Annotated in this window: 11 protein-coding genes and 4 pseudogenes; 6 read left to right on the top strand and 9 right to left on the bottom strand. The window is 56.9% G+C overall.

The window, feature by feature from the left end; all coding sequences use genetic code 11:
• Positions 1-1,281 precede the first annotated feature (1,281 nt).
• Both J5289_RS25025 and J5289_RS25020 read left to right on the top strand, forming a co-directional pair.
• Positions 1,282-1,551, top strand: a pseudogene (locus J5289_RS25025) (WGR domain-containing protein).
• Positions 1,552-2,568: 1,017 nt separating this feature from the next.
• Entirely contained in the window at positions 2,569-2,847 is a 279-nt protein-coding gene (locus J5289_RS25020; RefSeq protein ID WP_142831578.1) for an HU family DNA-binding protein, read from the top strand.
• 45 nt (positions 2,848-2,892) lie between these two features.
• Here J5289_RS25020 and J5289_RS29525 read toward each other — a convergent pair.
• Positions 2,893-3,063 (bottom strand): annotated as a pseudogene (locus tag J5289_RS29525) (DUF736 family protein); the annotation flags it as partial.
• 210 nt (positions 3,064-3,273) lie between these two features.
• Here J5289_RS29525 and J5289_RS25010 point away from each other — a divergent pair.
• The gene (locus J5289_RS25010; protein WP_209206973.1) at positions 3,274-5,715 is read left to right on the top strand and encodes a DEAD/DEAH box helicase family protein; all 2,442 of its coding nucleotides are present in this window, start codon (positions 3,274-3,276) and stop codon (positions 5,713-5,715) included.
• A gap of 36 nt (positions 5,716-5,751) precedes the next feature.
• Here the strand turns inward: J5289_RS25010 and J5289_RS25005 are convergent, their stop codons facing one another.
• From J5289_RS25005 to J5289_RS29520, 5 genes and pseudogenes are all read right to left on the bottom strand, one after another.
• Positions 5,752-6,051 carry a DUF736 domain-containing protein gene (locus J5289_RS25005; protein ID WP_024318408.1) on the bottom strand — a complete coding sequence of 100 codons (300 nt, stop codon included), beginning with the start codon at positions 6,049-6,051 and terminating at the stop codon, positions 5,752-5,754.
• A 637-nt stretch (positions 6,052-6,688) separates the two neighbouring features.
• Positions 6,689-6,943, bottom strand: a pseudogene (locus tag J5289_RS25000) (transposase); the annotation flags it as partial.
• A gap of 33 nt (positions 6,944-6,976) precedes the next feature.
• Positions 6,977-7,156, bottom strand: a complete 180-nt coding sequence (locus tag J5289_RS24995) for a hypothetical protein (RefSeq protein ID WP_142831579.1) — start codon at positions 7,154-7,156, stop codon at positions 6,977-6,979.
• A 165-nt stretch (positions 7,157-7,321) separates the two neighbouring features.
• A pseudogene (locus tag J5289_RS24990) lies at positions 7,322-7,722 on the bottom strand (type II toxin-antitoxin system HicB family antitoxin).
• Positions 7,723-7,727: 5 nt separating this feature from the next.
• Positions 7,728-7,922, bottom strand: coding sequence for a type II toxin-antitoxin system HicA family toxin (locus J5289_RS29520; RefSeq protein ID WP_224128903.1), 195 nt, complete (start codon positions 7,920-7,922; stop codon positions 7,728-7,730).
• 228 nt (positions 7,923-8,150) lie between these two features.
• On the opposite strand from J5289_RS29520, the gene J5289_RS24980 reads away from it, so the two are divergent.
• The gene (locus J5289_RS24980; RefSeq protein WP_209206983.1) at positions 8,151-8,969 is read left to right on the top strand and encodes an alpha/beta fold hydrolase; all 819 of its coding nucleotides are present in this window, start codon (positions 8,151-8,153) and stop codon (positions 8,967-8,969) included.
• Positions 8,970-9,654: 685 nt separating this feature from the next.
• Here the strand turns inward: J5289_RS24980 and J5289_RS24975 are convergent.
• From J5289_RS24975 to J5289_RS24965, 3 genes are all read right to left on the bottom strand, one after another.
• Complete coding sequence (locus tag J5289_RS24975; RefSeq protein ID WP_224128902.1) at positions 9,655-10,605, bottom strand: ABC transporter permease; 951 nt, start codon at positions 10,603-10,605, stop codon at positions 9,655-9,657.
• Positions 10,606-10,660: 55 nt separating this feature from the next.
• Positions 10,661-12,196: a sugar ABC transporter ATP-binding protein gene (locus J5289_RS24970; RefSeq protein ID WP_209206987.1), complete on the bottom strand. Its 1,536-nt coding sequence runs from the start codon at positions 12,194-12,196 to the stop codon at positions 10,661-10,663.
• Positions 12,197-12,346: 150 nt separating this feature from the next.
• Positions 12,347-13,324 carry a sugar ABC transporter substrate-binding protein gene (locus J5289_RS24965; protein ID WP_209207037.1) on the bottom strand — a complete coding sequence of 326 codons (978 nt, stop codon included), beginning with the start codon at positions 13,322-13,324 and terminating at the stop codon, positions 12,347-12,349.
• 303 nt (positions 13,325-13,627) lie between these two features.
• Here J5289_RS24965 and J5289_RS24960 point away from each other — a divergent pair, with 303 nt between their 5' ends.
• Both J5289_RS24960 and J5289_RS24955 read left to right on the top strand, forming a co-directional pair.
• On the top strand, positions 13,628-14,656 hold the full coding sequence (locus tag J5289_RS24960; protein ID WP_209206989.1) for a LacI family DNA-binding transcriptional regulator: 1,029 nt from the start codon (positions 13,628-13,630) through the stop codon (positions 14,654-14,656).
• 117 nt (positions 14,657-14,773) lie between these two features.
• Positions 14,774-15,466, top strand: a complete 693-nt coding sequence (locus J5289_RS24955; RefSeq protein WP_209188230.1) for a GntR family transcriptional regulator — start codon at positions 14,774-14,776, stop codon at positions 15,464-15,466.
• Positions 15,467-15,534 lie beyond the last annotated feature (68 nt).

Here is a 15,534-nt window from a genome sequence, read left to right as displayed (position 1 = left end):
AAACTGGTACCATGCTTGTGTCGCCGGCCTCGGCATGGTGCTGGCGCCGACTTTGCTGAGCGGCCGGGAAATGCGATCCGGCGTGATTGTAGCGCTCTCGGGACATGAGCCTGTCGAAACCGGAACTTATCGGTACTAGCGTCGCTCGGAATCGCGCGGTCCGGCAATTCTGCGGCAGGGTGGGTGCCGAAATGCGGCGACTGGAGTGAGAGCAGGTTACGATGACGCACCCGCGCCGAAAATTCAGGGATGTCATTTTAGCCGATAAATTGAAAACGCTCGACGTCTTAGTCGCCCAAACTCTCTTTCGCGCAAGGGCGATTTTGCTTGATCGCCGATTCGCGCACTAGCCGATAGACTCTTTCGGGGACAGGAAGGTTTGCGGAATCGTATAAATCGCGGTCTACACAATGGCCTTTCCGCATCACCGATTCGCTTATTCGCCAAAAAACCCGTTCGCTTAGAAATGGATACGCCTGTCACGACTGACACCGGATTGCCATCTTGCTGCTCAGCCCATTCGCCTATTCCCAAATCGGTTGTTCTGACGCACCAGGACGCGCCAATGGCGGCGATGCCCTTCCTTTGCGGTAAGGCATCTGCGTACAAACGGGCGGTATTACCGTCGATTTTTCCCCAACTGATCGCCAGCGTACGTCCGCCATATTGAGCATCATCGCCGCGCCAAAGCGACTGCGCCCCGCGGGCGAAACGGCACGGTATACCGTTAGCCTATCCTGCTCTCGGACCAAATCAGTTTGACCACCTATGCTAACGCGCAACTGCTATAACATGGCGACCAGACCGATTTCGTGGAAGATGCTGAAGCGGGCCGTCGTCGTGAGGTGTCGGAATGTCGGTGACCGAAACGGTGAGATATCAATAACATCCGAACGAGGCAACGGCTAGCGCAACGCAGGAGAGGATTACCACCCTCAGCGCATGCCCGAAGAATGCGGGCATAGTGCAAAGCGTTCCGCCTCTCCGTCGTGTTTGAGGAAGTCGGGGCTGCGTCCGCCAACCGGCCAGACAGGCCGGGCGGGTGTCGGATAGATCTTGATGCCGTCGCAGTTTGCCGACAATACGCAGCGCTAATCAACGCCCTCGACGCCAAGCGACGACGATGCATCGCTGCCAGAGCATCGTCACCGGGAACGGCGGAGACCCGCTTGCGGGCTTCGTTCGCGAGGTGAATTGAGACGTCCGCCGCAGGCGGATCGCCCGGATCATCGGTCTGCCATCCCATCTAATATTAATCCGCCGTGTCCGGTTCTGCCTGTCATTATCATCCAGCCAAATCAGCTCTACGTCGAACGCAGGGCCCCCATCAAAACATGGCCTGTTACTATTCTATGTCGATTGAGCCGAATCTGTTCGGCGAGGTCTGTCTTATCCGCCGATGGGGTCGCATTTGGCACCGGTGGTCATAGCCGAGTGCATCATTTCACGCCGGAGGAGGAGGCTGGCAACCTCTTCCTTGAACTGCTGCGAAAGAGGCGATCTCATGGATACGAACCGAAGCCCCATGGCCGCCCGGAGAGCGTCATCTGATCGGCTGCGAGAGGAGGACCGCCAGGGCGTGCCTTCCGGTAAACGTGAGACGGGGTCTCGCCCATTGGATTCAAACGTGATCTTGATCTCGGCGAAGAACGGACTGTTGATCGCGAGCTTCAGGCCAAATTTGTCGTTGCGGAATAACGGGTAGTCCGCGAAATAGGACCGTAGTGCAAGCGTAGGACGCGACGCCAATGGACGGTGAGGAAGTCGAAGACGCAGGAAACTCTATCGGCGTCGCGTTGCGGCACGACGTCCGGCAGCGCGGTCTTGATTTCGATCACAGAGCGTCGAAAGGCGCCGTGTGGGAACTGATCACTTCCGTGACCGACAGGCGGAACGGGTCTTGGTCGTCATGGAGCTTCCAGTCTATCATGCCGGTCGATCCGGCAGGGTGGCCTTGGCGATATGGTGAAAGCCACCCTCAAAAGGGCGGCTCGGCGCTGAGTCTGACTTCCCGTTCGGCCATCAGGACTTCGCGCCCAGCCAGCGCCAGGTCGAGTTCCGCTTCGATCCGGCGACGTTCGTCCGGGTGTACGTTCGTCCGGGTGTGCGTTCCGCAACTCGGCCTGCAGTTCCACGATGCTCCGTTCCAGTTCGTTTGCCATCGTCGTCTCCTTGACGTTTGTTAAAGACGACGCCCGCGGTCATGGAGGGATGGAGGGGTCAACGGTCGCGATAGAGACCGGCGGAGCCGGCAGGGTGAGCCGAACTTCTGTGGTCGGGCCTCAGGATCGGGCAAGAAATTTCGGGGACCCGCTCGTCCTAGGCCTTCATGCCGCCATGGCATCCTCGGTTGGACGCAGCAGACATTCCCTCTCCGTACTGCCCATTGATCCGCAAGTGGGCTCGATGCCCGCGTGCGGATCCACCAATACAGATGCACCGTGATGCGCCAAATACGCGGTAGCTGTGGAAAAATCAGCAAATCGCTGCTCTTGGCGGGGTGGGTCGATGACAGGGCTGTGATCCTCTGTCAGGGATTTTCGCACGAATGACAATGGGGAGAACGATATGACGACCACCAATGAAATTGCCGACAAGATCGCCGACGAGCACAGTCTCACGAAGGCCCAGGGAAAGGCGATCGTCGAAGCGGTGATTGCATCGATCATAGAGGCAGCGATTGCCGGCGACGAAACGAGCCTTCCCGGCTTCGGAAAATTCAAGGTGAAAGATACACCGGAGCGCGAGGCGCGCAATCCCGCGACCGGAGCGGCCATCAAGGTCGCCGCCGCCAAGAAGCTGGTGTTCACACCAGCCAAGGCGCTGAAGGATGCGCTCAACAAGTGATCTGAGGAAAGCCCCGCCCGGATCGAGCGGGGCTTCGATGTCTGATCAGCGGCGGGTGTTGCGCGACCAGATGAGCTGCAGTCCCTCGTGTCCCTGGATTTCACTGAGCGTCGCGTAGATCGGGGCCGGAAAACTCGGATCGTCAAGTTTGACCGAGATGCAGGCGCGCTCGGTTTCCCGGGCGTGCTTCTGCCAGCCTGCGCCGAATTCGACATTATGCGGTGCACCGCATAAGGTCGATTATGCATAGAGCGTGATTATGCGGAGCGTTGGTCGCTGAAGCCTGCTTTTGCCGATGCTCGCGGTGGATTTTACTCCGCATAATTCCGGAGCCTTCTGTGCCGCTGCGATGGATAGTGCGTGTTAAAATGCGGACGTCTTTGGCCTATGCTGATCCGCATGATCATTTAGGCGGAAGCTTCAAAGTTGGCGGAAAAGAATGATGCTTGGGAGAACATTGCTCGCATTCGACGGCGGTTAGCCGATCTGAATGAAGAGCGGATGGCGCTTGAGCGTGAGCTGGAAGTGTTTGAGCAACAGCTGATTTCCGATAGCCAGATTGCCGCCGAAAAGCCAGCCTTCACCGATGCCCCTGTTACCAACAGCTCGCCGTCGATGGAGAAGGTGGAGTTATTCCGGCAGTTGTTTGCCGGGCGCCCCGATGTCTTTCCGGTGCGATGGGAAAATAGAAAGGATGGACGCACCGGCTATTCGCCATCCTGTTCCAACGAGTGGGCGAAAGGAATCTGCGGCAAGCCGAAGGTGAAATGTGGGGACTGCCCGCATCAGGCGTTCATCCCGTATTCCGAGGATATCATCGAAAAGCACCTTCGTGGCGGCGATGCCCGTTCAAGCGACTTTGTTGCCGGCGTATATCCATTGCTGCAAGACGAAACATGCTGGTTCCTTGCTGCTGACTTCGACAAGGAAAGCTGGGCGGACGATACCAGAGCGTTGCTGGCAACCTGTCACGCAAAAGGAATTGCCGCAGCCCTCGAACGGTCGAGGTCGGGAAACGGCGGCCATGTCTGGATATTCTTCTCCGAACCCGTTCCCGCGAAGGTCGCCCGACAACTGGGGGCCGCACTGATCACAGAGACGATGGAGAACCGCCCCGAGATCGGCTTCACGTCCTATGACCGTTTCTTTCCCAACCAGGATACCATGCCACTTGGCGGCTTCGGCAATCTGATCGCGCTTCCCCTGCAAAGGAAAGCTCGCGAAAATGGAAACAGCGTTTTTATCGATGGCGACCTGCAACCCTACGATGACCAGTGGGCATACCTGTCGTCTTTACCCAGGTTGTCGGCGGACGAAGTCTTCAGGATCGCCGACGAAGCCGAATTGTCGGGGCGGGTCTTGGGCGTCCGGATGCCGGTCGATGACGAACATGCCGATGAGCCGTGGATGATGTTGCCGTCACGTTGGAGCGAGCCGCGGCGAATTGAGGCTGCGATCCCGCAAAGCATCAAGGTCGTGATCGCCGATCAGGTTTATATCGATAGGACCGAGCTTCCGTCCGCGCTGATTGCGCAGTTCGTGCGCCTGGCAGCATTCCAGAACCCGGAATTTTATCGTGCGCAAGCAATGCGATTGCCGACATTCGGCAAGCCGCGGATCATCTCCTGTGCCGAGCTTCATCCACGCCATGTCGCGCTGCCACGAGGCTGCTTCGACGAAGCAATTGAGCTCGTCAAGAGCCATGGCGCGACCGCCATTTTGGAGGATCACCGCGAAGACGGAGATGCGCTACCCGCCGGCGTCTCGTTCCAAGGGGAACTGCGACGGCCACAATCGCGGGCCTTTGCTGCTCTTGTCGCCAACGACAACGGCGTGCTCGCCGCGACGACCGCCTTCGGCAAGACAGTTGTCGCTGCTGCACTCATTGCACATCGAAGCCGCAACACGCTGGTTCTTGTTCACCGCAGGGAGCTTCTCACCCAATGGGTAGAGCGTCTGAGTTCCTTCCTGAGCATCGACCCAAAGCAGATCGGCATCATCGGTGGCGGGAAAAGGAAGCCAACAGGGATCATCGATGTGGCGCTGATCCAAAGCCTGGTTCGCAATGGCGAGGTCGATGACATCGTGGGAAATTACGGTCATCTGATTGTGGACGAGTGCCACCATCTGTCCGCTGCAAGTTTTGAACTTGTCGCTCGCAGATCCAAGGCGCGATACGTGGTTGGCCTATCAGCGACGGTCGCCCGAAAGGACGGCCATCATCCGATCATCTTCATGCAATGCGGTCCCGTTCGCCATCGGGTCGATGCAAGAGTTCAAGCTGCCGAGCGTGGTATGCGCCACCGTGCCCGCGACCGTTCGACGAAGTTTGAGTTACCAGCGTCACTCGTCTCGGCAGAGCGCCCGTCAATGCCAGCGATCTATGCGGCCCTTGCGCAGGACCAAGGCCGAAATGACCTGATATTCGATGACGTGTTGAAGTCCCTCGAGGCCAAACGTTCGCCCATCCTGCTGACGGAGCGTAAGGATCACCTTGATTATCTGCAGCAGAAGTTCTCACCGTTTGTAAAAAATCTGGTGGTGCTACGTGGCGGCATGTCGGCGAAGGATCGCAAGCAAGCCAACACGGCGTTGAATGTCGCAGACGATGATGAGCGTCTGATACTTGCGATAGGCCGCTATATCGGGGAAGGCTTCGATGACGCCCGGCTCGACACGTTGTTCCTCACCATGCCGATCGCCTGGAAAGGCACTTTGGCGCAGTATGTCGGACGTCTGCATCGTCAGCATGACGGTAAGAAAGACGTCTTGGTCGTCGATTACGTCGATAGCACCGTTCCCGTTCTGGCCCGGATGGCGGCAAAGCGACGAGTGGGTTATCGCGCGCTGGGCTATGTGATCGAATGAGGGCGCCCCGCTGTGGGCGGAGCGCCGTGTTTCTGGTCAGCGGGACCAGATGAGCTTGTGCTCGCCTTTGTCGCCCTGGACGAGGGAGGCATAGACCGGAGCTGTGAAGGACGGATCGTCGAGCTTGAGCGAGAGGTATTCGGCGCCGGTTTCCCGGGCGGTCCGGCTCCAGCCGGCTCCGAACTCGACACCCGTTGCTGTGACCCGGAAGTCCGGGGCGCGATCGTTGTCGCGGTCGCAGGGTTTGATTGATGCCTTGACGTTGAGGGTGAGGGTCTTGATGGTACCGTTGTAGGCGCCGGTTTCGTCGCGGGTGAAGGTGCCGATCTGAGCCATTGTCGTTTCTCCTGAGAGTTGTTCGAAGCCGCCCGATGCGGCCTCGATGGCGGTCGAGAGGCGACGGGTTGGCCTGCTGCATCCAAAGGACCACAGCGCCAGCGGAGGACGGCGGTAGCCGAGCTTGTTGGCTCGCGAGGAATGGCCGCTTGCGGTCAGGGGAAGAAGGTCGGCGAAGCCGTTGCAGGCCAAGGCCCGACCGGCGCCAGACCAGCCGAGATGAGAGGCCGTATCGGGGCTTCGCGGCATTGTCGGCCGAGAACGACGTGGATGATCGCCTCATCATCAGCAGGAACACCGCTGTCGCAGCGTCATCGCCCCTACCGATGTCATTGCCATTGCCATCATCTTGAGGACCGGCAGCAAGACACGTGGGCCTGTGAGGCCAAACTCGCCGTGCCGATAACGGATGAGCTGCATACCGACTGCTGGAATGGATTTTAAACCTCCGATTTGTTCAATACGCCGGACTTCTCCGGCGCCGACAAGCAACTGGAGGTAATAGTGACAAAGCGAAAGTACAGACATCGCCACAGTAACTGATGCTCGCCATCAACACGTACTTTGCCCAGACTTTCGGCGGACTGCGACAGACGCGAACACAAGTACTGTCGACCATCACTATGTCTCCATCTTAACGCTTTGAAACGGCGTCCGGAAGACGATCCCAGACGCCCGCCTTGCGCCATCGGGAGAACCGATTGTAAAGCGTCGTGCGCGGGCCATAACGCTCCGGCACATCTCGCCAAGACGAACCAGTCCTGAAACGCCAGAGGATACCGTTGATGACCCAACGGTCATCGACACGTTCAATTCCACGGCTGTTGTTCGGCAGCAGAGGTGCAATGATAGCCCATTCCTCGTCGCTCAATTCGTGACGGCGCAGAGCAATCTCCTTTCAAGAAAATGAGAATCTGCAATGAGCTCAGTGCAAAGCACGGCCTCGTGGTTTTCCATCCAACGCGCAGCTGTTGATCGGCGCCCACGGCATTGCGCCGGCAACGAACAGCGCGCGAAAGGTCTCCCCCTTGTCGACCGACCGTTCCGGCCCGATGTCGTCGGCCTTGTTTTGGCTTGCCAGCATGACATGGAACTTGCCGGTCAATTCACTGCCGCCATCGAGACACTGAAAACTGATGGCACGCTGCAGGCGGTGAGCCTAAAATGGTTTGGAACGGATCTCGTGTCAGATTGAAGTGGTGGCTCATGCCGCAAGTCCGCAAAAAAGGGCCGGCGGCGGGCAAGGTGGCCTTATATCTGAAGGATATCGCTAAGCCGCAATCTTCCCGATTTCCCGCTTTGATGCCTGAACGAGAAATCCTGACCTGGTCAAACCATGTGCTTCTGCGTAGGCATCCACCTCCTGCAAGACATCCTCGGGCATCGTGATGTTTACGCGGATGGCCTTTTTCGTTTCTTTTTTAGCGAAACAAGAATGGCGGCACCTGAGGAATTATGAGGATCAGCCATAATGTCGGTGAGGGAAGATGCTTCAGGGACAGCCTCTCCATCTTCGACAAGACCGTCGACGTGAAAAGCCAAAGCCTCTTCGGCCATGCGACGGGCGTCAACCAAATCAGTGCCGGCTGTTACGACACCTGGGAAGTCAGGAAAGGAAACACCGTAATCGCTTTCGGCTTCCTTGTGGATCAGTCCGATATAGTTGCGCATAGTGATTACCTCAGTTTTAGCCCAGATTGCTTTTCGATGCTCTTGAGCGTCAACGGGATATCTTGCTTAGGATGAGGAACGGTTACCCGGCGTAGCTTTGACGGGTGTTTGAATTGGACGTGGCTGCCCTTCTTGGCAGCCTTAAACCATACATCAATCGTCAAGGCAGAGTTAATATCGACGCTCTTCGGAGAGAGAATACACACACGAAATGTGTATAAATCAAGATTGCACAGCGTCGCTTGGAATTTACGGTAAGGCGAGAGCCATTCCGCGAACAAAGCGTGATTGGCGGCGTCCCGGACGAAATGCAGGGTCGCCGCCTGCCACGGCGTGGTGGAACGCCCGCAAATTGGCGTTAGCGGCTGAGGATACAGGAACATGTCAAGCTCCCAACGGTTTAACCCCGTCAATTGAAGGAGTTCTAAATGGCATTCGTCAAAGCAAAAGATGGTACGCAATTGCATGTCAAAGATATGGGCCAGGGACGTCCTGTCCTTCTCATCCATGGATGGCCACTGACAGGCGACATGTTTGAATACCAGACGCTGGCACTTCTGGAAGCCGGATACCGGGTCATCACCTATGACCGGCGTGGTTTTGGTCAGTCAGGCCATCCGGCGGACGGCTATAACTATGATACCTTCGCCGACGATTTGGCGAGTGTCCTGGAGGAACTCGACCTACAGCAGGTCTCGCTGATCGGGTTTTCGATGGGTGGTGGCGAAATTGCCCGCTATCTCAGCCGCCATGGTGTGTCACGCGTTGCAAAGACGGTGTTGGTTTCTTCTGTTGTCCCGTATCTCCTGAAGGACGGGAGCAATCCCGATGGCGTGGATGCAAGTGTATTTGAGGATATGAAGGCACAGATTCGCAAGGACCGCTTCGCCTTCCTGCAGGCCTTTGCGAAAACTTTTTACGGGGTCGGGATGCTGACCAATCCGGTTAGCGAGGGTGTGCTCGATTGGTCGTTTGCGCTCGGCATCATGGCAAGCCCCAAAGCCACGATCGAGTGCATCGATGCGTTCGGTAAAACGGATTTTCGCGGCGATCTCCCAGCGTTTACCATGCCGACGTTGGTCATTCACGGGACGGGCGACAAGACAGTCCCGATCGGTCCGTCGGGTCGTGCTGCTGCAGCCGCTATTACCGGGGCGACCCTAATTGAGTATGACGGCGAGCCTCACGGCCTGTTCGCGACGGTCCCCGAGCGTCTCAACAGGGATCTGCTCGAGTTCTTAGCTTAGCTGTCGGGATGCGTGAGTAGGTACAGCGAAAGGCGGGCTGGTCCCGCCTTTCGTATTTTTCATGAAAATATTTTGATCAGCAACCATCCTCGCCCGCAAAGGGAAGCCTCACGGAGGTGCGACCTCACCGACTTTGGACTTGCAATGCCGAGGCGGAAGAAGGCCCACGTACTTTTAATTCGTTGGGGGACGGAAGGTGGGGGTGGTTGCTCCATCAACAGGAGTTGGACAGGATCAAGGTTCGTTAATTGAGTAATATAATGCGTTTCCCTCCCCCCGCCATTTCCCGAGTCCGCCTTGAGCAGTTGCTTTCTCTCAACGCTCAATCCAAGCCGATTTCGCCTGAAGTCAGGCTGGGAAGCCCCGCGCCAGAGCAGGCAAGCCTAGATCTTTCCCGGCCAACGGGAGGTACCTCATGCCGAGAGCCAGAAGAAACTTTTTTACATCAATGACTTGGAAGAGATTGCGTCATGCGACTTATGGAATCTGGGGTTTTCATAGCGCGAAAAAAAAGAATTTTACCTAATCGCTTGAATGTCAGCGCTCACCGTCGGACAGCTTCGCTCTCAATCTTAATCAGAGTGGTCTGAATTGATTGCCACCATCAATTGCTTTTGATGGCTCGAACCTGTCTCACCCACCACTCCGGATAAAATCTAGAAGAAAATGATGAGCCCGACGGCTCTCACCGCATTTCCAGAATACCCAAGAGCTTACCACGATAGCTATCGCCGATCACAGCGAGGACGATAACGGCACCGATCACGATAGGTTTGACATTATCGTCGGCGCCCAGAAGTTGCAAGCCGGTCGACAATACCTGCAGAATGCACGCGCCGACCAGTGTTCCGACAATTGAGCCTTTGCCACCCGAGAGACTTGTCCCACCGATGATGACGGCCGCAATTGCATTTAGCTCATAGCCAATCCCTGCGACAGGACTGCCGACGTTCAGCCGGAGCAGATAGACCATAGCGGCTATCCCGGCAGTCAGCCCCGAGATTGCAAAGACTGCAATTTTGTAGCGCCGCGGCGTATGGCCGGAAAGGCGCACGGCCTCTTCGTTGGTGCCGATGGCAAACACGAAGCGCCCGAAAACCGTATATTTCAGGATGAACCATCCGATGAGAACGACGACGATCGCGATCAGGAAGATCGACGGCAGCACGCCCCAGAAGATGAGATTTCCGAAATCGACGAATGGCTGCGGCAGGCCCGTAATCGTGGAGTTATCGCTGACCACGCGCGCCAGACCGCTGGCGACATTGAGCATTCCTAGCGTGACGATGAACGAGGGAAGCTTCCACCTCTCGCAGATCCAGCCGTTGAGCCCGCCGAGAATGAGGCCAACGCCCATGGAGGCAACTGATGCCAAAACGATCGCTTGCCAAGGGGACAGACGGGGATCGATCATGATGGTGGCGCCAACCACCGTGCAAAGTGCTAGAAGCGAACCCACCGAGAGATCGATGCCCCCGACGAGGATGACGAAGGTCATGCCGGACGCCAGGACGGTGTTGATCGCCGTCTGAACGAAAATCTTCAGGAAGTTCTCGGGCGTCGCAAAATAGGGGGCTGCGGCCGAGAAGAATATGACGAGGACGACGAGTGCAATCGCAACACCGGCTTCCCGCATTGAAATACGCAGGATGGTATCAACGAGGCGCACCCGTTTCACGTCACTCGTGGTTTCAGTGTTCTCGGACACGACTATACTCCTTGTAGGCCAGTGAGAGGATCTTGCTCTCGTCAAACTCTTCACGTGTCACTTGACCAGCAATCTTTCCGGCTGAAAGAACGATGATGCGGTGGCAGATGCCCATCAGCTCAGGCAGATCGGAGGAAACCACGAGAATGCCCTTTCCCGTGGCAGCCAAGTTCCAGACAAGCTCATAGATCTCGGCTTTGGCGCCGACATCGATCCCGCGGGTGGGCTCATCGAAAATGAGCACCTTCGGTCCGCGGAAAAGCCATTTGGCGATAACCACCTTTTGCTGGTTGCCGCCGGAAAAGGTTCTGACGACCTGTTTGATCGAGGGCGTCTTTATGCGCAGTTCCTGCACCAGACGCCTGGCATTGCTGTCTTCCACCGTCTTCAGGATCAGTCCGTTGCGGGAGATCTTGCGCAGGTCGGTTATCGTCGAGTTCTGGGCGCAGGTCATGTCGAGCATGAGCCCCTGTGTTTTGCGGTCTTCGGTCGCAAGGCAAAGGCCCGCGTTCACCGCATCCTTCGGGGATCTGATCTCGACCACTTTTCCATCGACCCTGATCTCCCCGGCGGCTTTCAGATCGGCTCCGAAAATGGCTCGCACGGCCTGCGTGCGGCCGCTGCCGACAAGGCCGGCGATGCCGACGATCTCCCCGCTAGCAACGGAGAACGACAACTCCGGGCTATCGCGGCTTACCCTGAGACCCGACACTCCGAGCGCTTCGCCATAAACGGGGCTGTCTTTGCGGAACACGTTGAGATTGGCAATCGTTCGGCCGACCATGAGCTCAACGATTTCAGGAATGGCAAGTCCGGCGAGCGGCCGGGTAATCACGTGCTGGCCATCGCGCAATATGGTCACGTCGTCGCCGACTTCAAAAATCTCTTCGAGACGATGAGATATGTAAAGCGTTGTTACGCCGCGGTTTCGCAGGCGTCTGAGAATTTCGAAGAGGCGATCGACCTCCTTCGAGGTCAGCGTCGCAGTCGGCTCATCAAGCACAAGGAATTTGCTTTCGTAGCAAAGCGCCTTTGCGATTTCGAGCAATTGCAACTGTGCGACACTCAAGCGGCCGGCCTGCATTGTTGGCGCTATGTCGAGGCCGACTTCGGCGAGCAGTTCAGCCGCGCGTCTGTTCATCTGCTTGTAGTCGACCAGTCCGTGGCGGCGCGGCAGGTTCTCGAACAACAGGTTTTCAGCAACCGTCAGATTCGATAGTGGATGGAGTTCCTGATGGACGATGCGGATACCGGCGCTGAAGGCCTCAAAGGGCGACCGAGGCTCATAGCGCCTGCCGTCGAACCAGATCTGCCCGTCGTCGGGTTTGAACACGCCGCCGAGAAGATTGATGAGCGTAGATTTTCCGGCGCCGTTTTCCCCAAGCAGCACATGTCCCCTGCCGCGGGAAATTTCGATGGAAACGTCCTTGAGCGCCACAACGCCGGGAAACCGTTTGCCGATCCTGTCCAGCCTCAAAATCGTTTCTTCGGTTTCATGTACCAAGTCGATCTCATGCATCGTTCGATCCGGATGAGGGTCAGCAGCACTTCGACGGTTCTAAACAATCGACGCGGCTAGTCATAAGCGGGAATTTTTGCAAATGCCTGCCGGGGAGATGATGCGCCAGCCATGAGCCAGCGCATCCGGTTTGGACTACAAAGTGACAAGCTACTTCGTTATGAGCTTGATGTCAGTCTTGACCCAGCCGGTGAACTTCTCGCCCTTCATTTCACGAAGACCGTAATCGATGCCCATGGCAGCCATCTGGGCACCATATTGCTCAACGGTTGCCAGCACCTTGCCATCTTTGATCAAAGGTTGAACGGCTGGAATATTGTCGAAGCCGACAACTTTGATCTTGCCGCTCACGCCAGCCGCATCAAGCGCTTTCACAACACCAAGCACCATCGAGTCGTTGGCAGCCATGACGCCCTGAATGTCATGATATTTGGTCAGAAAATTCGTCATGACAGTGTTAGCTTCTTCGGTCTCCCAATGCGCGGTTTTGCTGTCGAGAAGCTGCAGACCACCGGCCTTGATCGCGTCGGCAAAGCCTTTCGCCCGCTCCTTGGCATTATCGGCTTCCGGGTTGCCTTCCAGGACGACGACCTTGCCACCCTTACCGAGATCCTTAGCAAGAGCATCGCCGGCCAGCTTGGCGCCATCCCTGTTGTCAGGACCGAAAAAAGCGAGATCGATACCGGCGGCCTTCTTCGCACCCTCATCGAGCGCAACATCAATATTGATGACCTTTACGCCCGCTTTTACCGCCTTGGCCAGCGGTGTTACCATGGCCTTAGAGTCTGCCGGAGCAACGACGATGATGTCGTACTTCTGCGTCACAAAGTTTTCGACGGCATCGACCTGCGATGCGAAATCACGCTCGTCTTTCATGCCGACGGCCTTGAAGTCGAACTTGTCCTTATTCTTGGCGGCGTAATCGTCGGCGCCAGCCTTCATCTGCTTGAAAAATTCGTTGGAAAGCGACTTCATGATGAGGCCAACTTTCGGCTTGTCAGCGGCGAAGGCCTGAGCAGTGCTCATCGACAATGCGACGGCCACAAAAAGCGAGCCAGCCGCACTGAGTTTCAGCACGTTGCGACGGGTTTTGATATGAAAAGCACTACGAATTCGTAGATTCGACATTTTAAACCTCCCCAATGTCTTGGAAACCAGGGCCTCCTCGCCCGTATGAACCGTTTCCAATCGTCGACGGATACCAAGTCATATATACGCTGTCAATGCCGTATCCTCGACCAGGGATGCAACTTGAAGGTGTATCTGGCCAGGAAATTGACAGCGTGACATGAACCGGTTCTATATTGCGCGAAGCAAAGTTCGCTCTCAAACTCAGGTCAAATGACGGCTATTGAGCGCGCGGATCTCCATCGATATGAGACAGGGTAAATCGGACGTTCGGTCTCCGAAGCACATAGGCAGAGCCTGAAAATGAAGAAGGTCGGGATACGAGACGTTGCCAAGCGCGCCGGGGTCGCGACTGGGACTGTTTCCAGGGTCCTGAATGGCCACGCTTCCGTGGCGCAGGACGTGCGCGACAGGGTTGATAAGGTCATTGCGGAGCTTGGCTATCGACCGGACCCCCATGCTCGCAGCATGCGAAGCAGAGTGAGCAGGCTGATCGGAATCGTGATCCCGAATTTGTCCAACCCTTTTTTTGCCGAAGTTGTGCAGGGTGCGGAGCAGGCCGCAGCATCGTTCGGCTACAATGTCATCTTCATGACCTCGCTCGATGACGTTGCAAAGGAAGCAGACCGGCTGGAGCAACTGGTCGGACGCAAGGTCGATGGGATCATCCTTGTTCCCAGTGACGGCTTTCACGCAACGAAACCTCCTCTTGGTTTGCCGCTCGTCGTGCTCGACCGGCTAATTAAGGATTATCCCGGCGTTGCTGCCAACCATCGTCAGGGCGCGAGGCTTGGCGCGGAATATCTTTTGAATTTAGGCCATCGCAGTATCGGTATCGTATCCGGGCCGTCCGACTCTGTCCCTGCAAATGATCGTCTCAGTGGCTATCTGGAGGCCGTTGAGGTTTTCAACGGCAGCAGCGGCCAATCGTGCAGTACCATGGTCGTGGAGGCCACATTCGATTATGAAGGTGGCTTGCGGGCCGGGAGTTATTTGCTGGCACAGGCACGCAACGAGAGGCCGACGGCGATCCTGGCGAGCTCAGATCAGCAGGCAATCGGCTGCATGCGGGCTGCCTACGACCTCGGCATTCCCATACCCGCTGCCCTTAGCATTGTCGGGTTCGACGGCATTCCTCTTTCTTACATGACGACGCCACGATTGAGCACTATCCGACAGCCGATAGCGGCGGTCGCTGCCGCGGCGGTGGAAATGATCTTGGGCCGCCGCGAGTTTTCCGAAGCCGATAGACCCCTTCTTCTGGAGTGTGCGCTCCTTGAAGGTGAGACCGCATCATCGCCTAGCCAGGTCCCCATGCTAAGAAATACATAAATCAAAAAGCATGTGCTGGACGTTTAAACATTTCCATATTAAATTCCTGTCGACAGATTGCACGCAGATTGCCACTGATCGCATTCTCCGGCTGCATTGACATAACGGGAACGCTATATGGAATTGGTCCGCACACGCGGTTCTGGCACCCAGACAGTCTACGCGACCATCAGGCAGGAGATTCTTGCCATGACATTGGCGCCCGGCTGTCCTCTCGACGAGGTCAAGTTGTCTGAGCGCTTTGGAATGTCGAGGACGCCGATCCGGGAAGCCCTTTTGCGGCTGTCTGCCGATGGACTGATCACCACCTTGCCGAACCGCAGCACCATTGTCGCGGCCATCGATTTTGCGACGCTTCCCACCTATTTCGAAGCACTGACATTGATGTATCGCGTGACGACACGCGGTGCCGCCGACAAGCGCAATTCTACCGCCATGGCCCACATCCGCGCGTGCCAAGCGGATTTCGCTCAGGCTGTGGCGTCCAGGGATGCCTACGCGATGATCGAGGCGAATCGCGACTTTCACGTCGCAATCGCGGAACTGGCCGGCAACCACTATTATACGACCTTCTTCTCCCGGCTGCTGGATGAGGGACGCCGTATCCTGAGGCTCTACTATTCGACGTTCGACGACCGATTGCCACGGCAATATGTCGATGAGCACGAGGAGACGATCGCCACGATCGAGGCCCAGGACGTCGAGAAAGCCGATGCGCTGGCAACCGGCCACGCGGACCAGATTGTTGCGCAGATCCAGGAATATGTTGCCCGCGATGCCGGCAACGCCCGTCGCATCACGATCGTCTAGCGTCACCCGCCGCACGGGCGATCCGCGTTTCGAGCGCTGCCGAAAACCCGTTTCGGACTGGACGCTTT

Origin of the sequence: Rhizobium sp. B230/85 (assembly GCF_019355735.1) — a bacterium.
GTDB lineage: Bacteria > Pseudomonadota > Alphaproteobacteria > Rhizobiales > Rhizobiaceae > Rhizobium > Rhizobium rhododendri.
This window is presented reverse-complemented; position numbering and strand designations above follow the sequence as displayed.

Bases quoted from the DNA above. Each gene is read 5' to 3' on its own strand.
- J5289_RS25020 (WP_142831578.1), top strand. From the start codon at position 2,569: ATGACGACCACCAATGAAATTGCCGACAAGATCGCCGACGAGCACAGT.
- J5289_RS25005 (WP_024318408.1), bottom strand. From the start codon at position 6,051: ATGGCTCAGATCGGCACCTTCACCCGCGACGAAACCGGCGCCTACAAC.
- J5289_RS24980 (WP_209206983.1), top strand. From the start codon at position 8,151: ATGGCATTCGTCAAAGCAAAAGATGGTACGCAATTGCATGTCAAAGAT.
- J5289_RS24975 (WP_224128902.1), bottom strand. From the start codon at position 10,605: ATGCGGGAAGCCGGTGTTGCGATTGCACTCGTCGTCCTCGTCATATTC.
- J5289_RS24970 (WP_209206987.1), bottom strand. From the start codon at position 12,196: ATGCATGAGATCGACTTGGTACATGAAACCGAAGAAACGATTTTGAGG.
- J5289_RS24965 (WP_209207037.1), bottom strand. From the start codon at position 13,324: ATGTCGAATCTACGAATTCGTAGTGCTTTTCATATCAAAACCCGTCGC.
- J5289_RS24960 (WP_209206989.1), top strand. From the start codon at position 13,628: ATGAAGAAGGTCGGGATACGAGACGTTGCCAAGCGCGCCGGGGTCGCG.
- J5289_RS24955 (WP_209188230.1), top strand. From the start codon at position 14,774: ATGGAATTGGTCCGCACACGCGGTTCTGGCACCCAGACAGTCTACGCG.